Below are 25,261 nucleotides of genomic sequence, written 5' to 3'. Positions count from 1 at the left end.
TGCAGGGGGTGCTCATTCTGGTCGCGCTCGAATTGTATCGGGCACCTATCGATCATGAATATCTTATAGCTTTCGAAATGGCCATAACCGTGCAGCATGCCGCGTGAGCCTTCACCAACGCCGACAATCAATTCTCCCGAGAACCAATCAGCCGGAATGCGAAGCCTTCCGTCATCTATGCTCCACGACGCCACATAGCCGCGCCAGCAGCTCGTGACTCCCTTGCGAGAGCTTGGCTCTATCGATGGAATGTGCCTTCAAGCCGACGGGCCAAAGAGTGATAGCCTTTGTGACCCCAGCCTCAGGAAACCTGCCGCCATCCGGAGCCGACGCATGAACCCTCTGCGATCGCAAATTGACATCTTCCGATTTATTTTCTAAAGTTTAGAAAATAAATATGAGACGAAGGGGAACGACTACAGGTGGGTCTGCATCACGGCCAGGTTCTGCGCATTCTGCGCGACGAGGGCCCCAACTCGAGAGCTATCCTCGCGCGCCGGAGCAAATTGTCCGCGACGACTCTGACTCATGTCACGGCGCAGCTTCTCGCGGACGGTTCTGTTGTCGAGGAGGAACCTGGGGCTAGTGGTGGGCTCGGCCGACCCGCCTTGGCGATCCGACTCTTGCCCGATGCTCATCATGTCGCCGGCGTGCATATCGGCGCCGGGCTCGTGCAGTTAACGGTCACAAATCTCCTGGGCTCGCCAAAGGCCGCAGCTTCATTCGAGTACGGCCTTCCGAACACATCGCCAGAAGCCTTGACCACCCGGATCGCCGACGAAATTGAAAGGCTGAAGGCCGTCAGCGGCGTCGAAGATCTGCTCGGCGTCGGAGTGGGCGTGCCGGGGCCGGTCGATGCCGGCCAACGATCCATCCTGGCGTCGATCAATACCGGTTGGCGCAATCTGCCGCTGGCCGGCATGCTGGAACGGCGAACGGGCCTTTCCGTGGTGCTTGAGCATAACGTAAGTGCAATGGCAGTTGCCGAAGCGCGCTTTGGGCTCGGGCGCAATGTTGCGGCGGTGCTGTTCGTCTATCTGCGCTCTGGTCTCGGGGCAGGGCTGGTCGTCGATGGAATGCCGTTCCGACCAGGCGGACATGGTGCGGTCGAACTCGGTCACATCCAGATATCGCAAGACGGGCCGCTGTGCAGTTGCGGCAACCATGGCTGCCTTGAGAGCTATGTGAACGAGCGCGTTCTGATGCGCTCTCTTGGGTCGGAGGGGTCCGCACCGGCCGATCTGCTGATGCAGTTGGAACGCACGGCATCCTGGAAACCGACACTGGCGCGCCTGACTGACTCACTCGCCATCGCGATCAGTCTCCTGACGCCCGATCTGATCGTCTTCGGCGGCCATCTCGGCGACGCGCCGGATAGCCTTTTCTCGCACCTGCGGGAACACCTGCCGCCACGCGTCATGCCGCACATGCGCGAGATACTGCGCCTTGAGCGGACCAGCTTTGGGTCGCAGTCGGGCCCGATCGGCGGTGCTGCGGTCGCCTTGGATCACTTTTTCTATTCAGGAGCCCGCCTTTGAGTACCCTGACGACAAAAGACGAGGATATCGCTGCGAAGCGGCTTTCATCGGCAAACCTGGCTCCCATTGCCTTGAACTTGATCGCTTTCACGTTGGCCATCGGATTTTGGTGGGGTATCACAGCGGCCAAGCTGGTCGTTCTTCCCGGACCGGCCGAGGTCTTCCAGCGCGCAATAGAGCTGATCGCAAGTGGGCAGCTGCCGCTGGACATCGCCTCCAGTCTCCGCCGTGTGCTGACCGGCTTTCTGCTTGGCGTAGCAGCGGCCATCCCCGTCGGTTTCCTGATGGGCTGGTATGGCCCCGTCCGCGCACTGATCGAGCCTTACATCCAGTTCTTCCGTATGGTCCCGCCCTTGGCGATCATTCCGCTCGCTATCGTAACCATGGGTATCGACGAAGCGCCGAAGGTCTTCGTCATCTTTCTCGCCTCGTTTCTCTCTTGTGTCGTGGCCACGTATCAGGGCGTCATCAGCGTGGACCGCACGCTGATCAGTGCGGCGCGCGTGCTCGGTGCCAATGACGGAGTTCTTTTTCATCGCGTGATCATCCCGGCTTCAATACCCTTCATTCTGGTCGGCGTCCGGATCGGGCTCGGCTCGGCCTGGGCAACGGTCGTCGCAGCCGAACTCATCGCCGCGCAATCCGGTCTTGGTTTCCGGATGCAACAGGCCCAGCTCTATTACGATCTTCCCACCATCTTCGTCAGTCTCGTCACCATCGGCATTCTCGGCCTCCTCATGGACCGCATTGTTCAGGCGACGGAGCGGCGTCTAACCCGTTGGCAGGAGCGTGCCCGATGATCGAGAAACCTGTTCAGGACGCGGACTCTGGCCCGAAGATTTCGTTTCAGAACGTGACTCGCCGGTTCGGCGAGGGCGAGGCCTCGTTCCTCGCGCTTGACCGGCTGAACCTCGACGTCGGCGACGGCGAATTCGTCACCGTGGTGGGGCCATCCGGTTGCGGCAAATCGACAGCAATGAACATTGCAGCCGGCCTGACCGACGTGTCGGATGGCCGCGTCTTGGTCGATGGCAAGCCGGTCGACGGGCCGGGGCCCGAGCGCGGTGTGATCTTTCAGCAGTATGCGCTTTTCCCCTGGTTGACGGTTCGCCAGAATGTCGAGTTCGGCCTGCGCATCAAGCGTATGCCGGCAGCCGAGCGCAGGCGGATCGCCGATCACTTCATCAGCCTCGTGGGGTTGAAGGATTTTGCCGATGCTTTGCCCAAGACGCTGTCCGGCGGCATGAAGCAACGTTGCGCCATAGCGCGTGCCTATGCGGTCAATCCGACGATCCTCCTCATGGACGAACCGTTCGGTGCGCTGGATGCATTGACCCGCGTCAACATGCAGGACCAGTTGCTCGATACCTGGAATCGCGAGCGAAGGACGGTGATCTTCATCACCCACGATGTCGATGAGGCGGTCTATCTTGCGAACCGCGTAATAGTAATGGCTGCGCGGCCGGGCCGCTTGCACAAGATAATCCCCGTAAACCTGCCATATCCGCGCACGGAGGAAATGCGGTTGTCGCCTGAATTCGCGGAAATCCGCAATCAGGTTTGGCACGCCGTCTATCACCAGAATACCCGGACAAACTAAGCTCACGATGAGGAGGAATACCGTGACTTTTACCCGACGCAGTTTTCTTGGTGCTGCCGCTGCCGGAGCGCTCGCAACCCCGATGCTGGGTGTCGCCACGCGACGCGGTTACGCTCAGGTCAAGCCCGTAAGAATAGGTTACATCGCCGACTATTTCGGCACGAGCCTAACGGCCATCGCCACCGACCAGAACTTGTGGGCCAAACATGGCCTCGAGCCCGACTTGAAGGTGTTCACCAACGGCCCGATCCAGATCCAGGCGTTGGGCGCGGGCAGCCTCGATTTCGGCTATGTCGGTCCCGGTGCCCTTTGGCTTCCGGCCATGGGCAAGGCCAAACTCGTCGCGATCAATGCGCTCGGCCTGTCCGACCGTGTGATTGCGCAGAAAGGCATCAACTCGGTGGCGGATCTGAAGGGGAAAAAGGTCGGCGTTCCGGAGGGCACGTCAGGTGACATGCTTTTGCGTCTAGGGCTCGCCAAGGCCGGCATGTCGATTTCCGACATAGAAGTGGTCAAAATGGACCCATCGACCGTTGTTGCGGCCTTTGCGTCGAAGCAGATCGATGGCGCCGGCATCTGGTATCCCCTGGTTGGCATTATCAGAAAGACCGTCCCGGATCTGGTTGAAGTCGCCAAGAGCGACGAATTCTATCCGGAAAATTCGTTCCCGTCGGCCTTCGTCGCCCGAAATGAGGTGATCACCGACGACATCGACATGGCCGGAAAGTTCGTCGCCACGATGAAGGAGGCCAACGACTATCGCGCTGCCGACGTGCCGCGCTCGGTCGAAATCACCGCCAAATTCCTCGGCGTGCCGATAGAACCGCTTCAAGTCGAAAGCGAGAACGGCAAGTTTTTGACTTCGGAGGAGCTTGCCGCCGCCAGCAAGGATGGCACGGTGGCCGGCTGGCTGAAGGGACTCAATGACCAGTTCGTTGCTTTCGGCAAGATGCAGGACCCGCTCGACCCGGAGGATTATTATCTCGCCGACCTTTACGCGGGCAATTAGTCAAAGGCCAACACGCCGGCGGGTAACCTCGCCGGCATTTTCCATCGAGACTGAAAATGACCAAGCAGCCAAATATTCTGTTCATAATGTCGGACGACCATGCCGCCCGGGCGATATCGGCTTACGGCTCGGGCCTGAACAGCACGCCCAACATCGACCGCATCGCCAATGAGGGGATGCGGCTCGATCGGTGTTATGTCACCAATTCGATCTGCACGCCCAGCCGCGCCGCTATTTTGACCGGTACCTATAACCATGTGAACATGGTCACCACGCTCGACACCCATATCGATAATCGGCTCCCAAACGTCGCCAAGCACTTGCGCGCCGGTGGTTATCAGACGGCGATCTTCGGCAAGTGGCATCTGGGCGAGGGAAAGGCGCACGAGCCTTCGGGTTTCGATGAATGGTCCGTGGTTCCCGGCCAGGGTGAGTATTTCGATCCGGTGATGATCGACCCGAGCGGCTCCCGCATGGAGAAGGGCTACGCCACCGACATCATCACCGACAAATGCCTCGATTTTCTCAGCAGGCGCGATATCGGAAGACCCTTCTTCCTGATGTGCCATCACAAGGCCCCACATCGGAGCTTCGAGCCGCATCCACGCTACAAACAACTTTATGCAGACGGGAATCTGCCGGTTCCGGAAACATTTTCCGACGACTATTCCAACCGCGCCGCCGCTGCCGCCGCCGCGAAAATGCGCGTCCGCTCCGACATGACGTATAAGGACCTCGGTCTCGTCCAGCCCGAAGGCGGCGAGGAGACTGGCGAACTGCTCCTGCCGGGCTGGACGCAGCGCAAGGTCCCCGATATCGCGGAAGGTGGATCGTTGCGTCTAATCGACGGGGCGACAGGTGAGAACTACCTCTTCACCGATCCGCAGAAGCTGGCTCTTTTCAAATATCAGCGCTACATGATGCGTTATCTGCAGACCATCGCCGCCGTGGACGACAATGTCGGCCGATTGCTCGACTATCTCGACGCGGAAGGACTGCGCGGCGACACCATCGTCATCTACACGTCCGACCAGGGCTTCTTTCTCGGCGAACACGGCTGGTTCGACAAGCGCTTCATGTACGAAGAATCAATGCAGATGCCTTTCCTGATCCGCTATCCGCAAGGCATCGAGGCCGGCGTGCAGGCCAGCCACATCGCGACCAATGTCGACTTTGCGCCGACCTTTCTCGATTATGCCGGCTTGCAGATCCCCAGTTACATGCAGGGACGGAGCATGCGCCCGATTTTCGACCGAACGGCAGATGACGGCGACACGGGCCTCGCCTATCACAGATATTGGATGCACAAGGACGAGTTCCACAACGCGTTCGCGCATTACGGCGTTCGTGACGCGCGCTATAAGCTCATCTATTGGTATAACGATCCGCTCGGGCAACTCGGCGCCTTTTCCGGTGTTGAACCTCCGGAGTGGGAGCTGTTCGATTGTGAGAAGGACCCATTCGAACTTCATAACCGCGCGAACGACCCGGCCTATTCGGAAATTTTCGAAGAATTGCTTGCCAAGCTCGATGCGCGCATGGCCGAGATCGGCGATACTCCGGAGCATAGGAGCGCTGAGGTGCTGGCTGGTCTGCGAAGCAGGGGTCTGAGCCTCGACATGCAATCGGATCAAGCGAACGACAGGCGGTGGGCAATAGCTGCCCCTTAAAGTGTGTTGACGAGTATGTGGCTCTGAAAAAGCGACATGATGGCTTGATTTCTCGGGCGGTTGCCGGTATGGGGCAGCCATTCCACACGTGAGGCATGGGATTGTCCGGGAGAAATCCGGATCGTTCCGCCGGTGGGCGCATCATGAATGCGTTCGACGCCTTGCGGAGGTTCAACCGGAAAAGGAGACAAAGGCATGGCATTGCCTGATTTCACTATGCGCCAGCTTCTCGAGGCCGGCGTGCACTTCGGTCACCAGACGCACCGCTGGAACCCGAAGATGAAGCCGTACATCTTCGGCGATCGTAACAACGTTCACATCATCGATCTCGCTCAGACCGTACCGATGCTGTCGCGCGCCCTGCAGGTTGTCAGCGACACCGTCGCCAGCGGCGGCCGCGTGCTTTTCGTCGGTACCAAGCGCCAGGCTTCCGAGATCATCGCGGATGCTGCGAAGCGTTCGGCGCAGTACTACGTTAATGCCCGCTGGCTCGGCGGCATGATGACGAACTGGAAGACGATTTCCAACTCGATCCAGCGCCTGCGCAAGCTCGATGAAATCCTTGCTTCGGAAGCTTCCGGTTTCACGAAGAAAGAGCGTCTGAACCTCGAGCGCGAGCGCGAGAAGCTCAACCGTGCGCTCGGCGGTATCCGCGACATGGGCGGAACGCCGGACCTGATGTTCATCATCGACACCAACAAGGAATCGATCGCGATCGAAGAAGCCAAGCGCCTTGGCATTCCGGTTGTTGCCGTCATCGACTCCAATTGCGATCCGGACCAGATCGACTATCCGATCCCGGGCAATGACGACGCATCGCGCGCAGTCGCACTCTACTGCGATCTGATCGCACGCGCCGCCATCGACGGCATTGCACGCCAGCAGGGCGCGTCCGGCCGTGATCTCGGCGCGTCGGAAGAGGTTCCGGTCGAGCCGGCCCTCGAGGAAGCGTCCGAAGCCTGATCGGCCCGACTGGCAGACGAACGCTGCCATACATGAAATATCGGGGCGAGGCCGTTTGTGATGTCGAATCTGAACGGCCTTGTTCTTTATCAGCCGGAATGGCCCGGCGCGATCGCGCGCAGGGAGCGCGCGAACATCGCTAAAGTGGCTTCATAACGATGTCACACATAAGGGCCATTTCCTGCCAAACCTTCTGGCACTGCGCCAATCCCGGTCGGCGCGCCAGCAACAGATAAAGAGGCACAAGATGACTGTTACCGCCGCAATGGTGAAGGAGCTGCGCGAAAAGACCGGCGCAGGCATGATGGACTGCAAGAAGGCGCTTGCCGAAACCAATGGCGACATGGAAGCCGCCATCGACTGGCTGCGCGCCAAGGGCATCGCCAAGGCTGACAAGAAGTCCGGCCGCACTGCCGCAGAAGGCCTCATCGGCATTGCCAGCGCAGGCGCCAAGGCCGTCGTCGTCGAAATCAACTCCGAAACCGACTTCGTTGCCCGCAACGATGCCTTCCAGGAGCTCGTCCGCGGCGTCGCCAATGTTGCGCTCGGTACGGACGGCAGCGTCGCAGCGGTCTCAAAGGCGACCTATCCGGCCACCGGCAAGTCCGTCGAAGATACGATCAAGGATGCTATCGCCACCATCGGCGAGAACATGACGCTGCGCCGCTCGGCAATGCTCGAGGTCGAGGACGGCGTCGTCGCGACCTATGTGCACAATGCCGCAGGCGAGGGTATCGGCAAGCTCGGCGTGCTCGTTGCGTTGAAGTCCTCCGGCGACAAGGAAGCCCTGAACGCGATCGGCCGCCAGGTTGCAATGCACGTGGCCGCGACCAACCCGCTCGCCGTCCGTTCGAGCGAAATCGACCCTGCGGTCGCCGAACGCGAGCGCAACGTGTTCATCGAGCAGTCGCGCGCTTCCGGCAAGCCGGACAATATCATCGAGAAGATGGTCGATGGCCGCATGCGCAAGTTCTTCGAGGAAGTTGCCCTTCTCTCGCAGGCTTTCGTCATGAATCCTGATCAGACGGTGGAAGCGGCGATCAAGGAAGCGGAAAAATCCGTTGGTGCGCCCATCGAAGTCGCTGGCATTGCCCGTTTGCTGCTCGGCGAAGGTGTCGAAAAGGAAGAAAGCGATTTCGCGGCTGAAGTGGCAGCTGCCGCGAAGGGTTGATTTCTTCACATCGAACAGGAAAACGTGGGGGCATCGCGTGACAACGCGGTGCCCTTCGTGTATCCGGCTCCAGTCGATGCGTAGGACCCGCCGGAGCGGTTGATACCACGCAGCGGAGTTTTTCCTTTACGCCGCTGTGCGCCACATGCTGCGCAGGCGAGCCGGTCTACTTCAGGAGTGACGATGTCGGCACAACCAATCTACAAGCGCGTTCTTCTCAAAGCCTCCGGCGAAGCGCTGATGGGAAGCCAGGGATTTGGCATCGATGTTGCCGTTGCCGATCGAATCGCTTCCGACATCGCGCAAGCCAGGGCCATGGGGGTCGAAGTCGGCGTCGTCGTCGGCGGTGGCAACATATTTCGCGGCGTCGCTGTCGCTTCCAAGGGCGGCGATCGCGTGACGGGCGACCACATGGGGATGCTGGCGACGGTCATCAACGCGCTTGCTCTGGCGACGTCGCTGCGCAAGCTCGACATCGACACCGTCGTCCTGTCGGCAATCGCGATGCCGGAGATCTGCGAGAGTTTTTCGCAGCGCGCGACGCTCTACCATCTTTCGCTCGGTCGCGTTGTGATTTTCGCTGGTGGCACAGGCAATCCGTTCTTCACGACGGATTCGGCAGCCGCGCTCCGCGCGGCGGAAATGGGCGCCGAGGCGATTTTCAAGGGGACACAGGTCGACGGCATCTATTCCGCCGATCCGAAGAAGGATCCTTCCGCCACCCGCTTCGATCGCCTGACGCACAGCGAAGTTCTCGAGAAAGGCCTCGCGGTAATGGATGTTGCCGCTGTGGCACTTGCGCGGGAAAATGCCATTCCGATCGTCGTCTTCTCGATCCATGAGAAAGACGGCTTCACGGAGATATTGACGGGTGGCGGTCGTGCCACCATCGTGACCGATAGTTGACTAGCTGCTGGGGGCCCGCAAGGCCGCTGAAAATTACGGGAGTCTCGAACCATGAGTGAAGGTGTGGATCTGAAGGAACTCAAGCGTCGCATGGACGGCGCGATTTCCGCTTTCAAGCACGACATCGCATCTCTTCGGACCGGTCGCGCTTCGGCGAACGTTCTCGATCCGGTGACCGTCGAAGCCTACGGTTCGCGCATGCCGCTGAACCAGGTGGCAAACATCACCGTTCCGGAAGCGCGGATGCTTTCGGTTTCGGTCTGGGACAAGTCCATGGTCGGCGCCGTGGAGCGGGCGATACGCGAGTCAAATCTCGGGCTCAACCCGATCGTCGACGGGCAGAACCTGCGCATTCCGCTGCCCGAGTTGAACGAGGAGCGCCGCAAGTCTCTGGTCAAGGTCGCACACGACTACGCCGAGAAAAGCAAGGTCGCCGTTCGCCACGTTCGCCGTGACGGTATGGACGATCTGAAAAAAGCTGAAAAGGACGGCGAAATCGGCCAGGACGAGAGCCGTGCTCAGTCCGAGCGTGTCCAAAAAATGACCGATGACGTGATTTCCGAAATCGACCGCTTGCTCGCGGACAAGGAAAAGGAAATCATGCAGGTCTGACCTGCGGATAGGTGAGTCTTATTGTCCGGACAGCCCATGCAAGAATTCAATCCCGCAAACGTGCCGGCGCACGTCGCCATCATCATGGACGGCAACGGTCGCTGGGCGAATGCGCGCGGACTGCCGCGCACCATGGGGCACCGCAAGGGCGTCGAGGCGGTCCGTGGCGCGGTGAAGACGGCTGCTGAGTTAGGCATCCGATATCTGACGCTGTTCGCTTTCTCGTCGGAGAACTGGAACAGGCCCGAAAACGAAGTCAGCGATCTCATGGGCCTGCTCAAGGCTTTCATCCGCCGGGACCTCGCCGATCTCCACCGTGAGAATGTCCGCATACGGGTCATCGGAGACCGCTCGAATCTGAGCGGAGATATCCTGCCGCTGCTCATCGAAGCGGAGGAGACGACGATCGCCAATAGCGGCATCACGGTCATCATTGCATTCAATTACGGCGCCAGGGACGAGCTGGCGAGGGCCATGCGCCATCTGGCGGAACACGTCGCCGCCGGTCGTCTCCGGCCGGATGAGATCACCCCCGAAAGAATCTCGGCAACGATCGACACGGCGGGGGTTCCGGATCCCGATCTCATAATCCGGACGAGCGGCGAGGAGCGCCTCTCCAACTTTCTCCTGTGGCAGGGCGCCTACTCCGAATTGCTGTTCATTCCGGAACTCTGGCCGGATTTCACGCGCGAGACGTTTCTCGCGGCGATCGAACAATATGCCTGCCGAGAGCGCCGTTTCGGTGGTTTGGCGCAACCGACTCTGGCGGTCGGCTCCTGATGCAGGCGGAACTCAAACTTCGCATCGCTTCAGGCGTAGTTCTCGCTGCGGCGGTTCTTGCTGCGACCTGGGTCGGCGACTTCGCATTCCGACTCCTCTCCGTCGCGATCGGTCTCCTCGTCTACTATGAGTGGTCCACCATCACAAAGCTGCCGGAGCAGGATTTTCAGGGCAATGCCCTTGGCTGGCTGGCGCAGGTGGTGATCGCGGGGCTCGTTCTTTTCGATTATATGCATGTCAGCCTTCCTGGCCTTGCCATATGCGTGCTCGCGACATCGCTTTGGGTACTGACAAAGGGCACCAGCTGGTGGCTGCCGGGAGGGATCGTCTATGCGGGCCTGACGAGCATTTCGCTCGCGGCGATCCGTGGGGCGGATTATCTCGGGCTGACGGCGATGCTGTTCGTGTTCGCCGTCGTATGGGCCACGGATATTTTCGCCTACTTCACCGGACGCGCGATCGGCGGACCCAAGCTGGCTCCGGCTATCTCCCCGGGCAAGACCTGGTCGGGCGCAATCGGCGGGGCGATTTTCGGCGTTTTTGCGGGTGTTGCCGTTTTCATGGCTCATTTTTCACTCGAGGATTTGCGCATTCCGGTCATCGCGCTGGTCCTGTCCGTCGCAAGTCAGACAGGTGACCTTTTCGAGTCCTTCGTCAAGCGCCGCTTCGGCGTCAAGGACTCGAGCAGGCTGATCCCGGGCCATGGTGGTGTCATGGACCGGGTCGACGGATTGATATTCGCCTGCATTGCCGCGCTGGGTCTGGTACTTGGACAACTTCTGGTGGCGGGCGGCCGCGAGGTCGGATTCGGCTCGGTTCTGCTGGGTCTTTGAAGGCGAAAGGTGTAGTCCTTATATCGAGCGCGAAACGGGACTATCATGTGGCCATGCGAACGATGGCTGCGCGACCTCTACCTTGCAAATTGAACAGGCGGACGTGGCAGCGGACGCGTTAGGAATGACTATGAGCCTTCTGCTTGACAATCTTCAGTACACGATCCCCACGTTCCTGTTCCTCCTGACGTTGCTGGTCTTCGTTCACGAGATGGGACACTACCTGGTGGGCCGCTGGTCGGGCATTCGCATCCTGGCCTTTTCCGTTGGCTTCGGACCCGAACTCTTCGGCTGGACCGACCGTCACGGCACCCGCTGGAAATTCTGTGCGATCCCGCTCGGCGGCTATGTGAAGTTCTTCGGCGACGAAGACGCCGCGAGCACGCCCGACTACCGGCGGCTCGAAACGATCGCGCCGGAAGAGCGTGGCCGGACATTCCTGGGCGCAAAGCTCTGGAAGCGCGCGGCGACTGTCGCGGCCGGGCCGATCGCGAACTTTCTTCTGGCAATTGCGATCTTCGCCGTCCTCTTTTCCATTTACGGCCGTGCCGTCGCCGATCCCGTCGTCGCTTTCGTCGCGCCGGGCAGTGCCGCGGAAAAGGCAGGGGTCCTGCCCGGAGACAGGCTGTTGTCGATCGACGGAGAGCCGATCGCTACCTTTGACGACGTGCGCCGATATGTGAGCGTCCGCCCCGAACTGCCGATCACCGTTCGAATCGAGCGCGAGGGCGCTGCGATCGACGTGCCGATGGTGCCGCAGCGCACCGAATCCGTCGATCCCCTTGGCAATAAAATGGAAGAGGGCAAGATCGGCATCGGCACGAACCAGGAGGCCGGCAATTTCCGGGTCGAGACCTACGGACCTGTGGAGGCCGTGGGACAAGGGGCACTGCAGAGCTGGCGAATCGTAACCGGCACGCTCGACTATCTCTCGAATCTCTTTGTCGGCCGCATGAGCGCCGACCAGGTCGGCGGACCGATTCGTATCGCGCAGATGTCCGGCCAGATGGCGAAGCTCGGCATTGCCGAGGTGCTGAATTTCGCGGCCGTGCTTTCGGTTTCCATTGGATTGCTTAATCTCATGCCCGTGCCGGTGCTTGATGGCGGCCACCTGATGTTCTATGCCGTCGAAGCGTTGCGCGGCAGGCCGGTGGGTCCCGCCGCCCAGGATCTCGCATTTCGCATCGGCTTTGCCATGGTGCTCATGCTGACGGTTTTTGCGGCCTGGAACGATATCAACTGGCTCTTCGGATAGGAGCGGAGCCTTGGGTGGGAGCGGAATAGTTAAGGATTCGGGGAGCAAGTGAGTTTCGCCGGGCTGCTCAGTAACAGTTTGTTTACGATAATAAGACGCCGTAGTGGCTGTTAAGCCACGGTTGCAATTGAAGTAAACAGAAATTAACGAGCTGACTTGCTTGTATGGGAAAAGCGGTTAAAACGGCAACCGTGACCGGAGTCGGCACGAAATTGCCGCGGGACGTTGGGAAAAGGTAAGATTTTGACATGAAAGCTGGTTCAAGGTTTTTGAACGCGGTGTCGGCGTTTGCGCTGTCAGCAAGCATGGTCGCCACGGGTACCGGGGTTGGGCTTGTTGCCAGCACCTCAGTCGCGCAGGCCGCGGTCATCAATCGTGTTGAGGTGCGCGGTGCGACGCGGGTCAGCGCGGAAACCGTTCGCGCGAACATCACCATCGTACCCGGCAAGAGCTTCAGCAATGCCGACATCGACGCATCCGTGAAGCGCCTCTATGCGACCGGCTATTTCTCCGATGTCAGCATTACGGTTTCCGGAGGATCGCTTGTCGTCTCCGTCAGTGAGAACCAGCTCGTCAATCAGGTCGTCTTCAACGGCAACCGCAAGATCAAGGACGATAAGCTCCAGGGTATCGTCCGGACCCAGCCGCTCGGCCCCTATAGCGAAGCTACCGTCGAAACCGACATTCAGGCTATCCGGGACGCTTATTCGGCCATCGGCCGCAGCGATGTAACGGTGACGACCCAGGTCGTTCCGATTGCCGAAGGGCGCGTCAATCTTGCCTTCGTCATCAACGAAGGCGAGCGCACGAAGATCACCCAGATCAATTTCGTAGGTAACGAGGCCTATAGCGACGGCCGCCTGCAGTCGGTAATCGCGACCAAGGAATCGGGCATCTTCTCGTTCCTTACGCGCAAGGACGTCTACAATCCGGACAAGCTGCGGGCCGACGAGGAATTGCTGCGCCAGTTCTACTACAATCGCGGCTTCGCGGATTTCCAGGTCGTCTCGTCCGAGGCTGCGCTCAACGAGGCAACCAACGAATACACGGTCACGATTACGGTCGAGGAAGGTCCTCGCTATGACTTCGGTCCGGTCAATATCGAATCGACTGTTGAAGGCGTCGATGCCGAAGAGTTGAGGGGACTTGTTCAGAGCCACGAAGGCTCGGTGTATAAGGCCAAGGACATTCAGAGCACGATGAGCGAGATTTCGAAGCGCGTCGCGTCGGAGGGCTATCCCTTTGCCCGCGTCACGCCGCGCGGCAACCGCGATCTCGCCAATCACACGATTGCCGTCGATTATCTCGTGGATCAGGGCGAGCGGGCCTATGTCGAGCGCATCGAGATACGCGGCAACACGCGCACGCGTGATTACGTCATCCGGCGCGAATTCGATGTCGGCGAGGGCGACGCCTTCAACCAGGAAATGGTCGCGCGCGCCAAGCGTCGCCTGGAAGCGCTCGGCTATTTCTCGTCGGTGAACATTTCGACGACGCCCGGCAGTGCAGCTGACCGTGTCATCATCGTCGTCGATGTGCAGGATCAGTCGACCGGTTCGTTCGGCATCGGCGCCGGCTATTCCGCCGGCGACGGCGGCGGCTTCCTCGTTGAGGCTTCGATCGAGGAGAAGAACTTCCTTGGTCGCGGCCAGTATATCCGACTTGCCGCCGGTAAGGGCGAAGACAGCCAGACCTACAATGTTTCGTTCACCGAGCCCTATTTCCTCGGCTATCGCCTCGCGGCGGGCTTCGATCTCTTCAAGAACGAAAACGACTTCGACGACGACAATTACAGCTACAATGATCAGGGCTTCAGCCTGCGCGTGACGGCGCCGATCACTGAAAACCTTTCGACAACGCTGCGTTACAACTATACGGAGCTGGAATATTTCGGCGACACGGACGAACTCTCGTCGCCTTATGACCGTGTCGTGGACGGTGGCACCTGGACACGTTCGTCCATCTCGCAGTCGATCACCTACAACACGCTGGACGATGCGCAGCTGCCGCATGAGGGCATTCTCGCCTCGGTGACGCAGGAATTTGCCGGCCTCGGCGGCACGTCGGACTTCTACAAGCTGACCGGTAAGGCCAAATGGTACTACACGCTGCACGACGAGGCCGACATTATCGGATCGCTCGCCGGTAGCGCCGGCCACCTGTTCAAAACATCCGGTACGCTGGAGGTTTTCGATCAGTTCCAGCTGGGCAGCAACGATATTCGCGGCTTCGAGCGCAACGGCGTAGGCCCGCGTGTCAACAATGGCGACGCTTTGGGCGGCACGACCTATTTCACGGCATCTGCGGAAGCGACGTTCCCGCTGCCGGGTCTTCCGCGTGACAGCGGCTTCCGCGGCGCGCTCTTTGTCGACGCAGGCACCCTCTATGACAACGATCTGGAGCTGACCGGTCCGGGTGAATCAGTCCGCGGGAACGACGCCTCGCTGCGTGCCTCCGTGGGTGTCAGCTTGATCTGGGCTTCGCCCTTCGGTCCGTTGCGTGTCGACTACGCGGTGCCGGTTGCAAAGGAAGACTTCGACGAAATTCAGAACTTCAAGTTCGGAATCAACTCGTCGTTCTGATAAGAGCAGTCCAGAACTGCCAGAAAATCGTTCTGGAGTGTCCATGGAAAAGAATTGGTTTTTCCCGCCCCATGACGGGATTCGTTTGGGCGACCTTGCGGATCAGATTGGGGCGGAATTGCTGGATGCTACCGCCGCCGACCGCGCAGTGCGTGCGGTCGCGCCGGTCTATCGCGCCAAGGCCGGCGACGTCTGTTACATGCTGTCGCGCAAAAGCCGCGAGGAATTGCAGACCTGCAGCGCCACTGCGATCATCTGCGACAAGGCGATATCGTCGCTCGTTCCCGATACCATTCCCGTATTATTGACCGCGAAGCCGCATACCGCCTTTGCGCTTGCAGGCACCTTGCTTCATGAAAGGGCCATGCGGCCATCCTATAATACGAGTGAGAGAGGCGTATCTCCGGGAGCCTTCGTCGATTCCACGGCGCGCCTGGAGGCAGGCGTAGAGGTCGAGCCGATGGCGGTGATCGGTGCCGGCGCTGAAATCGGAAGCGGCACGCGAATCGCTGCGGGCGCCATGATAGGACCCGGTGTGCGGATCGGCCGCGATTGCACCATCTCCGCGGGTGTGAGCATTCTTTGCGCGCTGATCGGCAACAACGTCATCATTCACCCTGGAACGCGCGTCGGCCAGGACGGGTTCGGCTATGCGCCTGGTCCGACGGGCGGGATGATCAAAATCGTCCAGGTCGGACGGGTGATCATACAGGATCACGTTGAGATCGGTGCCAACACGACGATCGATCGTGGCACCATGGACGACACGGTGATCGGCGAGGGGACGAAGATCGACAATCTCGTGCAGATCGGCCACAACGTGCGCATTGGCCGCTATTGCGGCATCGTCAGTCAGGTCGGCATTGCCGGCAGCGCCCAGATCGGCGACGGAGTGATGATCGGCGGAGGCGTCGGGGTCAACGGGCATACCAGCATCGGAAGTGGTGCGCAGATCGCAGCAATGAGTGGCGTGGCAAGCGATGTGCCGGCCGGCGAACGCTACGGCGGTATTCCGGCGCGGCCGATGCGCGACTTTCTCCGCGATGTCGCTGAAATGGCGCTGAGGTCGAGCGAGAGGCAGAAGAAGAAGGGTGGCAAGGATGAATGAAGCTGCAACGGTCCTCGGAACCGCGGACATACAGGAAATCCTGAAGCTTCTTCCCCATCGTTATCCCTTCTTGCTCGTGGATCGCATCATCGAGATCGATAGCGACAATTCGGCCATCGGGATCAAGAACGTGACGGCCAATGAGCCGCATTTCACGGGCCACTTCCCCGAGAAGCCGATCATGCCGGGCGTCCTTTTGATCGAAGGCATGGCGCAGACGGCCGGCGCGATCTGTGCCCGCAAGACGGGGGGCGGAAGCAATCTCGTATATTTCATGACGATCGACAACGCCCGCTTCCGCAAGCCCGTCGTACCGGGAGACCGGGTAGAATTTCATGTCGTAAAGCAAAAGCAGCGCGGCAATATCTGGAAGTTTCACTGTGATGCAAAAGTTGACGGGCAACTCGTCGCCGAAGCTGATATCGGCGCGATGATTGTCAGCAAGGAAGACGTCTGAGAATGATAGCATCAAGTGCGAAGATCCATCCGTCCTCGGCGATCGAGGGCGGGGCGGTAATCGGCGAAAACGTTAAGATCGGCCCGTTCTGCCATATCGGGCCGAATGTCGTTCTTGCCGATGAAGTCGAAATTCTGAGCCACGTCACAGTCATCGGCCGTACCACCGTCGGCAAGGGGACGAAGATCTTTCCGGGAGCGGTTATCGGCGGCGATTCGCAGAGCATGCACCATAGCGCATTGAATACCACGCTGGTGATCGGCGAGAACTGTACCATCCGCGAAGGCGTGACCATGAATACGGGCACGGTGGAGCATGGCGGTGCAACGATTGTCGGCGATAACAATCTTTTCCTTGCCTACTCGCACGTAGCGCATGATTGCCGCCTCGGAAACAATATCATCCTCTCCAACAATGTCATGCTTGCGGGGCACGTCACCGTTGCGGACCGCGCCATCCTCGGCGGCGGTTCGGCAGTTCACCAGTTCACCCGTATCGGCCGGCAGGCCTTCATCGGCGGGCTGTCCGCGGTGAGCTATGACGTTATTCCCTACGGGATGCTCAACGGCAATCCCGGGCTCTTGAGCGGCCTCAACGTCGTCGGGATGACTCGCGCAGGGTTCGATCGTTCGACGATTCATCGGGTTCGGCGGTGCTACAAGCAGATTTTCGAGGGGGATGGCTCGATCCGTGCAAACGCAGCCGCAATCCGCGACGAGTATCTCGATTGCGCACCGGCTCTAGAGATCCTGGACTTTATCGCCGCCGAGAGCGACCGCGCGCTGTCGTCGCCGAATCGCGGCGCCAAAGGCTGATGTCGGTGGCGATTCATCGCCTGCCGCAGTCAAAAGGCAGGCTCGCCATCATTGCCGGTGCCGGTGCACTTCCCCATCATGTCGCCGAGGCGGCACGCCGTCAGGGGGAAAACCCGTTCATAATTGCGCTGTCGCGGGAGGCCGATGCCGATTGGACCGGCTTCGACCATACGGTTTGCGCAATCGGGGACTTTGCCGCAATCAGCCACACCTTCGAGGCCGAGAAGATCGATCGAGTGGTCCTTTCGGGTGCAGTGCGACGGCGTCCGGAGTGGCGCGATATTCGTCCTACATTGAAGACGCTGGCCAAGGTGCCGCGCGTTTTCCGCACCCTGATGTCCGGTGGTGACGATGCGGTCCTGCGCATGGTGATCGAGCTGATCGAGGCGAGCGGCGCACATGTGATCGGTGCGCACGAAGTCGTTCCTGGGCTTCTTGCGGATGTCGGTCCGCTTGGCAGGCACGCACCCACGGACGAGGACCAGCGCGACATCCGGGCAGGCATTGCCGCGGCAAATGCACTGGGTGCGCTCGACGTCGGCCAGGGTGCCGTCGCCGTCGGCGGCAGGGTTGTGGCGCTTGAAGGCGCGGAAGGAACGGACGCCATGTTGGCGAGAGTTTCCGACCTCAGGAAAGACGGGCGAATATCCGTCCGCCGCCGCGGTGTTCTCGTGAAGCTCTGCAAACCGCAACAGGACGAGCGGGCGGACCTGCCTTCGATCGGTCCGTCAACCGTTGCAGAAGCGCATGCAGCCGGCCTCGCGGGCATTGCCATCGAGGCGGGGCGCGCGCTGGTTCTGGAGCGGACACGCCTTGTGGAGGCGGCCGACAGGAGCGGTATGTTTGTACTGGGTATCGAGCGCAATCTCCGCAGGGAGCGGGAATGACCGATAGAGCCTACAGGCTGGCGGTCATCGCCGGCGAAGTTTCCGGCGACCTGCTCGGCGCCGACCTCGTGCGGGCCCTGCGCGATCGGGCGGACGGTACCGTCGAACTCGTTGGTATCGGCGGCGAGGCACTCGAGGCCGAAGGGCTTCGGCCGTTGTTCGACTATTCCGAACTCTCGATCATGGGCTTCTCGCAGGTCCTGGCAAATCTTCCCAAGCTCCTGGCGCGGATTCGACAGACCGCGAGCGCGATCACCGCTGCGCGGCCGGATGCTCTGGTTATAATCGACAGCCCCGATTTCACTCACCGAGTGGCGCAGCGCGTCCGCGCCGCACTGCCGGACTTGCCGGTGATCGATTATGTCTGCCCGAGCGTCTGGGCATGGAAGCCGGAACGGGCGCCGCGCATGCGGGCTTATGTGGATCACGTGCTGGCGGTTCTGCCGTTCGAACCGGACGTGATGGTGAAACTCGGCGGCCCGCCGACCACCTATGTCGGTCACAGGCTGGCATTGGACAGCAACGTGCTTGCCGTACGGCAGCGCCAGCGGCTGAAGCAACAGGCGCAGGAACCGGGCGGGGCGAACGCCTGTCTCCTGTTACCCGGCTCACGCGGAAGCGAGATCAGCCGCCTGCTGCCTGTCTTTCGCGACACAGTCGAAGAACTCGCTGATCGGAACGAAGGCATCCGCTTCCTTCTGCCAACTGTGCCTCGGCAGGAAGAACGGGTGAGGGCGATGACGGCCTCCTGGAGGGTGCAACCCGCGATCAGTGTAACTTCGGAAAGGAAATGGGAGGCTTTCGCCGAAGCCGACGCGGCCATAGCCGCATCGGGTACGGTTATCCTCGAGCTGGCGCTCGCCGGCGTTCCCGTCGTCTCCACCTATTCTGCCGACTGGCTCGTAAGCCTCCTGCATTCCCGCATCCGGATCTGGACCGCAGCGCTTCCGAACCTGATCGCGGATTTTCCGGTCGTTCCGGAATATTTCAACAAGATGATACGGCCGGCCTCCCTGACGCGCTGGTTCGAGCGGCTTTCCTGTGACACGCCTCAACGACGCGCGATGCTCGACGGGTTCGCGCTCGTGCAGCAGCGAATGGAGACGGATCGTCCGCCAGGCGAAAAGGCGGCGGACATCGTTTTGACCTATATTCAAGCGGGGCGGAAGGGATCCTCGGGTCAAGCCAAAGGATGACGAGTGGTGGGGTAGCGCACGAGAACGGCACGGGGCGGTCCGTGCAGCCATCGGCTGGTGGTCCGCACTGCGAACGGCCGAGGCAATCATAGGTTTTGCGAACGTGCCGCGACGCCCCTCGCGTCATCCTCGGGTCAAGCCCGAGGATGACGGTTGGTGGGGCTTTTTGTTGCCTGCGTTCGCCGTTCAGCGCTTGGTGATCGGCACATAGTCGCGCAGCGGTGCGCCGACATAAAGCTGGCGCGGCCGGCCGATGCGCTGCTCCGGATCCTCGATCATTTCGTTCCACTGGGCAATCCAGCCGACCGTGCGGGCAAGCGCGAACAGCACCGTGAACATCGTGGTGGGGAAGCCCAGCGCCTTCAGCGTTATGCCGGAGTAGAAGTCGATATTCGGATAGAGCTTCTTCTCGACGAAGTACTCGTCAGTTAGCGCTATGCGCTCGAGTTCCATCGCGACTTCCAGAAGCGGATCGTCCTTGTGGCCGAGTTCGGCGAGAACCTCATGCGTCGTTTTCTGCATGATTTTCGCGCGCGGATCGTAGTTTTTGTAGACCCGGTGGCCGAAGCCCATGAGACGGAACGGGTCATTCTTGTCCTTGGCCTTGGCTATATATTCCGGGATGCGGTCGGCAGTACCGATTTCGGCGAGCATGTTCAGCGCAGCCTCGTTGGCGCCACCATGGGCCGGTCCCCAAAGGCAGGCGATGCCGGCGGCGATACAGGCGAAGGGGTTCGCACCCGACGAACCGGCGAGGCGCACGGTCGAAGTCGATGCGTTCTGCTCGTGGTCGGCATGCAGGATGAATATCCGGTCCATCGCGCGGGCGAGAACCGGGTTTACGACATAATCCTCGCAGGGCACGGCGAAACACATGCGCAGGAAGTTGGAGGCGTAATCGAGGTCGTTCTTCGGGTAAACGAAGGGCTGCCCGATATGGTATTTGTAGGCCATCGCCGCAATGGTGGGCATCTTGGCGATCATCCGGAGCGACGCGACCATTCGCTGGTGCGGATCCGTGATGTCCGTCGAGTCGTGATAGAAGGCGGAAAGCGCCCCGACGCAGCCGCACATGACCGCCATCGGATGGGCGTCGCGGCGGAAGCCGGTGAAAAACCGCGACATCTGTTCATGGACCATGGTGTGATGCGTGACGCGATAGTCGAAATCGGCCTTCTGCGCCTTGGTCGGCAGTTCGCCGTAGAGGAGCAGATAGCAGACTTCGAGAAAATCGCCGTGCTCCGCCAGTTGCTCGATCGGGAAACCGCGGTGAAGCAGGACGCCCTCGTCGCCGTCGATGTAAGTGATCTTGGACTCACACGAAGCCGTGGAGGTGAAGCCCGGATCGTAGGTGAACATCGTCGTCTGCTTGTAAAGCGAACCGATGTCCACAACGTCCGGACCTATCGATCCCGATCGCACCGGCAGATCCGCGGATTTACCGCCGAATGTTACTGTCGCGCTTTTCTCTGACATGGGACCCTCCGTGTTGTGGCATCGTGGCATAGCTCTGTGCCGCGAATTTGAGCGGTGCGAATTTGCTATATGATTTATTTTCGACTGCCAAGCAGTACCAAAGGCAAACTTGTGCGATGCGAAAACCACATATGGCAACGCAACAAACGCATGTTACGGCAATTCGTTCAGGGAGATCAATGATCGCTAAGCTGATAATGCGGGACCATTCTATCTGGTCTGCCTCATTTTTGAGCATTGACCTTCGAGTTGCAAGGTCGTCGCGTTGCCTGCATGATCGCTAAAGTTGCGGCGCGCGGAGCGGAAATGGCGGAGAGTCAGGTACGGATTGTCTTGCGCGACGACGAGCACAGCTCTCCGCCCCCCGCCGAAGGCACCGGGGTCGTCGCCGGCAAATTGGCGATCGCCTCCGCCGGCCGAGCGCCTGCCGACCGGCGTTCTGCAACCATTCGCAACAGGACTCGTTCCACCGCCGCCGCTGTCTCCCGCGGGATAAGTCGTGCGGCCGCCGAAGAGCAGGAATACGGCCACGGCTTCGTCCTGGTTCCGGTCGTGCTCGCGCTCGGATCCCTGGCATGGTTTGCGCTGCCCGAAACCGTCGGAACCGCTAAACTTGCAGCGCTGCTTTGCGTTTTCGGAATATCTGCGCTGCTTTGCCGAGGGAACCTCCGCCCCTGGCGGCCTCTGGCGGTCGCGCCGGCACTGTTTGCTGCCGGCATGCTGCTCGCCGCGGCCGAAACGGCCAGGCGCGACACCGTCATTCTCGACGCGCCCGTGACAACGACTGTTCGCGGGACGGTTTTGTCACGGGATCCGGACGACAGGGGACGCTGGCGCTATCTCGTGGAGATACAGGAAACATCGAACCCGCGGCTGCGCAGGGCACCGGAAAGGACAACGCTTCTGGCGCGGAGCCGCCACGAGCCTTTTGCCATCGGGGCGATCATCGAAGGCAAGGCCCGTTTGTCGCCGCCTTCGGGGCCTGCTCTGCCCGGTCTCAACGACTTCGCTTTCGGCGCCTATTTCAAAGGCTTGGGCGCGGTGGGGTTTTTCTATGGTGCGCCGCGGGCGTTGGCGGGCGCCGCGTCAGGCAGAGACATAGCAGAAACTTCGCTCGGGGAACGGGCGGCTGCATATCTGGCACCGGTCCGCGAGGCGATCGGCAACCGCATACGCTCGGCGATCGGTGGCGACACGGGTGCGATCGCTGCCGCGCTCGTGACCGGCGAGGAGCGCGCGATCAGCCGAGAGGCGGTCGAGACATTGCGTGCGGCCGGCCTCTCGCATGTCCTTGCGATCTCCGGGCTTAACATGGTGCTCGCCGCGGGTACCTTTCTGATTGGCGCCCGGACGCTGCTGAGCCTCATTCCCGGCCTGGCCGAAAGGCACTCCGCCAAGAAGATTGCCGCCGTCGGCGCTCTTCTCATGGTCTTCTTCTATATCCTGATTTCCGGTGGCGCCGTCTCGGCAGTCAGATCCTGGATAATGATTTCGATCATGCTCGTCGCAGTGCTGTTCGACCGCGTTTCGATCAGCCTGCGCAACGTCGCGCTCGCCGCATTGATCATTCTCGCCTGGACGCCGTCGGCGGCAGCCGGACCCGGATTTCAAATGTCCTTTGCGGCGACGCTTGCCCTTGTGGCGGGCTATGCCCGCTGGCGCGACCAGAGGAGAAAGCATCGAGAGAGCTCGGGCAGCCGGCCGGGCATGGGCGCCGTATCCAGCCTCGCTGTAGGCACCGTTGCCACTTCCCTCATTGGCGGAATGGCGACCGCTGTCTACGCGGCTGCCCATTTCAACCGGCTTCCCGCCTACGGGCTGGTCGCAAATGTTCTCACGACCCCTCTGACCAGCGTACTCATTATGCCTTTCGCGCTGTTCGCGATGCTGCTCATGCCATTTGGGCTCGAACATTATCCGCTCGTGATCATGGGGCAGGGGCTGGATTGGATGATGGCGGTCGCGCGATATGTCGCCGCGCTCGATGGCGAGTGGACGACCGGGCGCATGGCCGATGGGCCCTTCTTTCTCATCGCCCTCGGCGGCACGCTGCTTTGCGTGTTGAGAACGCGATTGGCTCTTGGAGGCGCTGGGCTCGTCGCGTTGGGTGTATGCGTGATTGCTCTCGATCCGCGGGAGGAGCGCCCGTCGATCGTAATATCCGAGGACGCTCAACTGGTCGGCCTCGTCACCGCTGATGCGATCGCGACCAATCGGAGCCGTCCGCCGGAGTTCATCTTCTCGCAATGGCGGCGGGCGCTTGCCGTCTCAGAGCATGCAGTGCCGCTCGATCTCCCTGTGTACGCGGGAAGCGACGTCGACACGGCAGCTTTGCTGGCTTCCGCCAAAGTGGGCGTTTTTACGTGCCGGAAAGGCACCGGGTGCGTCGGTCGTAGCCGGGAAGGTTGGACAGTAGCGATTGTCGAAAAGGCCGAATTGGTGCCCCTCTTGTGCGGTCACGCCGATTTGGTCGTCGTTGCCAGCCGCCGGCCTGTGGCAGCCTGCCCGCCCGGCGCATCGCTGATCATAAGCACCAGGACGTTGCGACGCACGGGGTCCGTTGAAATTCATGCCGTGCCGGAGCAGGCGGGATCACCGCGCATGCAGGTCGTCGGCTCGTTCTCCTCCACGGAAAGACCCTGGCAGCGTCATCGCCGCTATGACTGGCGGGCCGGCAGTTTCGTGCCTGAGGGGTCACCGCTTTGAGGCCGCGCGATCAACATCGCCCCATCTGCTGCCATATTCTTGATTATTGTACTCCACAATCTTGTCATTCCTCCATCGTTTGTCGTAAAGAGCGTTGCGAAGGCGTTCCGCCGGCAAGCTGGGCGGGACGCGAGCGGATGCGGCTTGCATGCCGCGCCCACCAGATTGTTGAAGAGTTGATTGCAGGCCCGTGACGCCCGGGCGGATGCGGAAAAGAGGAACGAGATGTCTGATCGGGTCCGGTCGAAATTGAACCTGTTGCTGACCGCAATGCTCACTGTCTTTCTTTTCGGTCCGGTTGGTGCCGGGCTTGCGCAGACCGCACAACAGCCCAATTCCGTTTCGGTCGACGCCCAGCCTGCGGCGCCGGACGTGTCGGGCGCCGATGGACCGCTCCTGCAGGCGGGCGAGTCGGTCGAGGCAGCGACGGACGGCGCAACGGCGGAGGGAGCGAACCCGGTGCTTCCGCACGATCTCTCGCCGGTTGGAATGTTTCTTGCCGCCGATATCGTCGTTAAAGCGGTGATGATCGCTCTTGCGCTTGCATCCGTCGCAACCTGGGCGATCTTCATCGTCAAGACGCTGGAACTCGCCTATGCCAAGTCGCGTCTCAAGCGCGCCGTAGCAAATCTCGTTTCGGCAAATGGCCTGGCCGAGGTTCATTCCAAGCTCGAGCGCCGCTCCGGCGTCGCCGGAAACATGGTCACTGCGGCGATCGACGAAATGACACGCTCCGAGGCCGTTCTGGATCTTACGCCGTCAGCCGGGGTGAAGGAACGCGTCTCTTCGCTGCTTACGCGTATAGAGGTTCGCGCCGGCAAGAGGATGAGCGCCGGTACCGGGATTTTGGCCTCCATCGGGTCCGTCGGACCGTTCGTTGGCCTCTTCGGTACCGTCTGGGGTATCATGAATTCCTTCATAGGCATCAGCAAGGCGCAGACAACCAACCTCGCCATTGTTGCGCCGGGTATTGCAGAGGCGCTGCTGGCGACGGCAATAGGACTCGTCGCGGCGATACCTGCGGTGGTGATCTACAATTACTTCGCCCGGTCGGTCGGGGGCTACAAGCTCATCCTTGCGGATGCGGGAGCAGCCGTTGAGAGGTTGGTAAGCCGCGATCTGGATCATCGTCACGCCCGCAAAGCGTCGCGCCGCCAGGACAGCTTCACCCACGGCCCAGACGCTATCGCCAGAATCGGATAAGCAAGGGATGGCAGGAAAAACATCCGAAGGCAGCGGCGATCTCGACGAGAACAGCGAGATCAACGTTACCCCTTTCATCGACGTCATGCTCGTGCTCCTCATCATCTTCATGGTGGCTGCGCCGCTGGCGACCGTCGACATGAAGGTCGATCTGCCGCAATCGGTGGCAAAACCCGCGCCGCGTGACGACAAACCGGTCTTCGTCACCCTGAAGGCCGATCTCACGCTTGCCGTCGGCAATGAAGAGGCCCCTCGCGAGGCCTTTGTGTCGGAGTTGAACCGGACAACCGGCGGCAATACGGAGACGCGCGTGCTCCTGCGCGCCGATCGGCTGGTCGACTATGGAGAACTGATGACGGTGATGAACCTCATTCAGAATGCCGGCTACGCCAAGATCGCACTCGTCGGTCTGGAAGCAGCGCCCGCCCGCTAGGCAACCTCCTTATGCTCTGCACCGCCATGCCGACACACGACTGACGGACGCCTTTTTGCGT

General features: G+C 60.7%; 22 protein-coding genes. 21 read left to right on the top strand and 1 reads right to left on the bottom strand.

Going from position 1 to position 25,261, the window contains the following annotated elements; all coding sequences use genetic code 11:
- The first annotated feature begins 422 nt into the window (after positions 1 to 422).
- The 18 genes from FB009_RS15975 to lpxB all read left to right on the top strand — a co-directional run bounded on the left by FB009_RS15975 (position 423) and on the right by lpxB (position 19,382).
- Positions 423 to 1,538 (top strand): ROK family transcriptional regulator, encoded by a 1,116-nt coding sequence (locus FB009_RS15975; protein ID WP_011975296.1) that lies wholly within the window; start codon positions 423 to 425, stop codon positions 1,536 to 1,538.
- Positions 1,539 to 1,594: 56 nt separating this feature from the next.
- Positions 1,595 to 2,338, top strand: a complete 744-nt coding sequence (locus tag FB009_RS15970) for an ABC transporter permease (protein ID WP_375714202.1) — start codon at positions 1,595 to 1,597, stop codon at positions 2,336 to 2,338.
- Positions 2,335 to 3,138 carry an ABC transporter ATP-binding protein gene (locus tag FB009_RS15965; RefSeq protein WP_011975298.1) on the top strand — a complete coding sequence of 268 codons (804 nt, stop codon included), beginning with the start codon at positions 2,335 to 2,337 and terminating at the stop codon, positions 3,136 to 3,138. Before FB009_RS15970 ends, FB009_RS15965 begins: the two co-directional genes overlap by 4 nt.
- A gap of 82 nt (positions 3,139 to 3,220) precedes the next feature.
- The gene (locus FB009_RS15960; protein ID WP_234705079.1) at positions 3,221 to 4,147 is read left to right on the top strand and encodes an aliphatic sulfonate ABC transporter substrate-binding protein; all 927 of its coding nucleotides are present in this window, start codon (positions 3,221 to 3,223) and stop codon (positions 4,145 to 4,147) included.
- A 56-nt stretch (positions 4,148 to 4,203) separates the two neighbouring features.
- A complete protein-coding gene (locus tag FB009_RS15955; RefSeq protein ID WP_011975300.1) occupies positions 4,204 to 5,817 on the top strand; it encodes a sulfatase family protein in 1,614 nt (537 codons plus the stop codon).
- A 195-nt stretch (positions 5,818 to 6,012) separates the two neighbouring features.
- A complete protein-coding gene (gene rpsB, locus FB009_RS15945) occupies positions 6,013 to 6,780 on the top strand; it encodes a 30S ribosomal protein S2 (protein ID WP_011975301.1) in 768 nt (255 codons plus the stop codon).
- 247 nt (positions 6,781 to 7,027) lie between these two features.
- Complete coding sequence (tsf, locus tag FB009_RS15940; RefSeq protein WP_011975302.1) at positions 7,028 to 7,951, top strand: translation elongation factor Ts; 924 nt, start codon at positions 7,028 to 7,030, stop codon at positions 7,949 to 7,951.
- Positions 7,952 to 8,134: 183 nt separating this feature from the next.
- Positions 8,135 to 8,857 (top strand): UMP kinase, encoded by a 723-nt coding sequence (pyrH, locus tag FB009_RS15935; protein ID WP_011975303.1) that lies wholly within the window; start codon positions 8,135 to 8,137, stop codon positions 8,855 to 8,857.
- Between the two features lie 51 nt (positions 8,858 to 8,908).
- A complete protein-coding gene (gene frr, locus FB009_RS15930; protein WP_011975304.1) occupies positions 8,909 to 9,469 on the top strand; it encodes a ribosome recycling factor in 561 nt (186 codons plus the stop codon).
- A 36-nt stretch (positions 9,470 to 9,505) separates the two neighbouring features.
- Entirely contained in the window at positions 9,506 to 10,249 is a 744-nt protein-coding gene (locus FB009_RS15925) for an isoprenyl transferase (RefSeq protein WP_028054093.1), read from the top strand.
- Positions 10,249 to 11,082, top strand: coding sequence for a phosphatidate cytidylyltransferase (locus tag FB009_RS15920; protein WP_145161677.1), 834 nt, complete (start codon positions 10,249 to 10,251; stop codon positions 11,080 to 11,082). The genes FB009_RS15925 and FB009_RS15920 overlap by 1 nt, the downstream gene beginning before the upstream one ends.
- A gap of 130 nt (positions 11,083 to 11,212) precedes the next feature.
- Positions 11,213 to 12,337, top strand: a complete 1,125-nt coding sequence (gene rseP, locus FB009_RS15915) for an RIP metalloprotease RseP (RefSeq protein ID WP_011975307.1) — start codon at positions 11,213 to 11,215, stop codon at positions 12,335 to 12,337.
- 248 nt (positions 12,338 to 12,585) lie between these two features.
- A complete protein-coding gene (bamA, locus tag FB009_RS15910; RefSeq protein ID WP_011975308.1) occupies positions 12,586 to 14,919 on the top strand; it encodes an outer membrane protein assembly factor BamA in 2,334 nt (777 codons plus the stop codon).
- Between the two features lie 43 nt (positions 14,920 to 14,962).
- Entirely contained in the window at positions 14,963 to 16,027 is a 1,065-nt protein-coding gene (gene lpxD / locus FB009_RS15905; protein WP_102045314.1) for a UDP-3-O-(3-hydroxymyristoyl)glucosamine N-acyltransferase, read from the top strand.
- Positions 16,020 to 16,484: a 3-hydroxyacyl-ACP dehydratase FabZ gene (gene fabZ / locus FB009_RS15900; RefSeq protein WP_011975310.1), complete on the top strand. Its 465-nt coding sequence runs from the start codon at positions 16,020 to 16,022 to the stop codon at positions 16,482 to 16,484. The genes lpxD and fabZ overlap by 8 nt, the downstream gene beginning before the upstream one ends.
- A complete protein-coding gene (gene lpxA / locus FB009_RS15895) occupies positions 16,481 to 17,299 on the top strand; it encodes an acyl-ACP--UDP-N-acetylglucosamine O-acyltransferase (protein ID WP_162142244.1) in 819 nt (272 codons plus the stop codon). Before fabZ ends, lpxA begins: the two co-directional genes overlap by 4 nt.
- Positions 17,299 to 18,186, top strand: a complete 888-nt coding sequence (locus FB009_RS15890) for an LpxI family protein (protein ID WP_011975312.1) — start codon at positions 17,299 to 17,301, stop codon at positions 18,184 to 18,186. The genes lpxA and FB009_RS15890 overlap by 1 nt, the downstream gene beginning before the upstream one ends.
- A complete protein-coding gene (gene lpxB, locus FB009_RS15885; protein WP_011975313.1) occupies positions 18,183 to 19,382 on the top strand; it encodes a lipid-A-disaccharide synthase in 1,200 nt (399 codons plus the stop codon). The genes FB009_RS15890 and lpxB overlap by 4 nt, the downstream gene beginning before the upstream one ends.
- Before the next feature lie 186 nt (positions 19,383 to 19,568).
- Here lpxB and gltA read toward each other — a convergent pair whose 3' ends face one another.
- A complete protein-coding gene (gltA, locus tag FB009_RS15880; protein WP_011975314.1) occupies positions 19,569 to 20,858 on the bottom strand; it encodes a citrate synthase in 1,290 nt (429 codons plus the stop codon).
- A gap of 306 nt (positions 20,859 to 21,164) precedes the next feature.
- On the opposite strand from gltA, the gene FB009_RS15875 reads away from it, so the two are divergent.
- The 3 genes from FB009_RS15875 (at position 21,165) to exbD (ending at position 25,200) form a co-directional block, all read left to right on the top strand.
- Positions 21,165 to 23,564, top strand: a complete 2,400-nt coding sequence (locus FB009_RS15875; RefSeq protein WP_028054094.1) for a ComEC/Rec2 family competence protein — start codon at positions 21,165 to 21,167, stop codon at positions 23,562 to 23,564.
- A 225-nt stretch (positions 23,565 to 23,789) separates the two neighbouring features.
- On the top strand, positions 23,790 to 24,767 hold the full coding sequence (gene exbB, locus FB009_RS15870; RefSeq protein ID WP_011975316.1) for a tonB-system energizer ExbB: 978 nt from the start codon (positions 23,790 to 23,792) through the stop codon (positions 24,765 to 24,767).
- Positions 24,768 to 24,774: 7 nt separating this feature from the next.
- Positions 24,775 to 25,200: a TonB system transport protein ExbD gene (gene exbD, locus FB009_RS15865; protein WP_011975317.1), complete on the top strand. Its 426-nt coding sequence runs from the start codon at positions 24,775 to 24,777 to the stop codon at positions 25,198 to 25,200.
- Positions 25,201 to 25,261: the final 61 nt, after the last annotated feature.

Source organism: Sinorhizobium medicae, from assembly GCF_007827695.1.
Taxonomy (GTDB): Bacteria; Pseudomonadota; Alphaproteobacteria; order Rhizobiales; family Rhizobiaceae; genus Sinorhizobium; species Sinorhizobium medicae.
This window is presented reverse-complemented; position numbering and strand designations above follow the sequence as displayed.

Bases quoted from the DNA above. Each gene is read 5' to 3' on its own strand.
- FB009_RS15965 (WP_011975298.1), top strand. From the start codon at position 2,335: ATGATCGAGAAACCTGTTCAGGACGCGGACTCTGGCCCGAAGATTTCG.
- FB009_RS15960 (WP_234705079.1), top strand. From the start codon at position 3,221: ATGCTGGGTGTCGCCACGCGACGCGGTTACGCTCAGGTCAAGCCCGTA.
- FB009_RS15955 (WP_011975300.1), top strand. From the start codon at position 4,204: ATGACCAAGCAGCCAAATATTCTGTTCATAATGTCGGACGACCATGCC.
- rpsB (WP_011975301.1), top strand. From the start codon at position 6,013: ATGGCATTGCCTGATTTCACTATGCGCCAGCTTCTCGAGGCCGGCGTG.
- tsf (WP_011975302.1), top strand. From the start codon at position 7,028: ATGACTGTTACCGCCGCAATGGTGAAGGAGCTGCGCGAAAAGACCGGC.
- pyrH (WP_011975303.1), top strand. From the start codon at position 8,135: ATGTCGGCACAACCAATCTACAAGCGCGTTCTTCTCAAAGCCTCCGGC.
- frr (WP_011975304.1), top strand. From the start codon at position 8,909: ATGAGTGAAGGTGTGGATCTGAAGGAACTCAAGCGTCGCATGGACGGC.
- FB009_RS15925 (WP_028054093.1), top strand. From the start codon at position 9,506: ATGCAAGAATTCAATCCCGCAAACGTGCCGGCGCACGTCGCCATCATC.
- FB009_RS15920 (WP_145161677.1), top strand. From the start codon at position 10,249: ATGCAGGCGGAACTCAAACTTCGCATCGCTTCAGGCGTAGTTCTCGCT.
- rseP (WP_011975307.1), top strand. From the start codon at position 11,213: ATGAGCCTTCTGCTTGACAATCTTCAGTACACGATCCCCACGTTCCTG.
- bamA (WP_011975308.1), top strand. From the start codon at position 12,586: ATGAAAGCTGGTTCAAGGTTTTTGAACGCGGTGTCGGCGTTTGCGCTG.
- lpxD (WP_102045314.1), top strand. From the start codon at position 14,963: ATGGAAAAGAATTGGTTTTTCCCGCCCCATGACGGGATTCGTTTGGGC.
- fabZ (WP_011975310.1), top strand. From the start codon at position 16,020: ATGAATGAAGCTGCAACGGTCCTCGGAACCGCGGACATACAGGAAATC.
- FB009_RS15890 (WP_011975312.1), top strand. From the start codon at position 17,299: ATGTCGGTGGCGATTCATCGCCTGCCGCAGTCAAAAGGCAGGCTCGCC.
- lpxB (WP_011975313.1), top strand. From the start codon at position 18,183: ATGACCGATAGAGCCTACAGGCTGGCGGTCATCGCCGGCGAAGTTTCC.
- gltA (WP_011975314.1), bottom strand. From the start codon at position 20,858: ATGTCAGAGAAAAGCGCGACAGTAACATTCGGCGGTAAATCCGCGGAT.
- FB009_RS15875 (WP_028054094.1), top strand. From the start codon at position 21,165: ATGGCGGAGAGTCAGGTACGGATTGTCTTGCGCGACGACGAGCACAGC.
- exbB (WP_011975316.1), top strand. From the start codon at position 23,790: ATGTCTGATCGGGTCCGGTCGAAATTGAACCTGTTGCTGACCGCAATG.
- exbD (WP_011975317.1), top strand. From the start codon at position 24,775: ATGGCAGGAAAAACATCCGAAGGCAGCGGCGATCTCGACGAGAACAGC.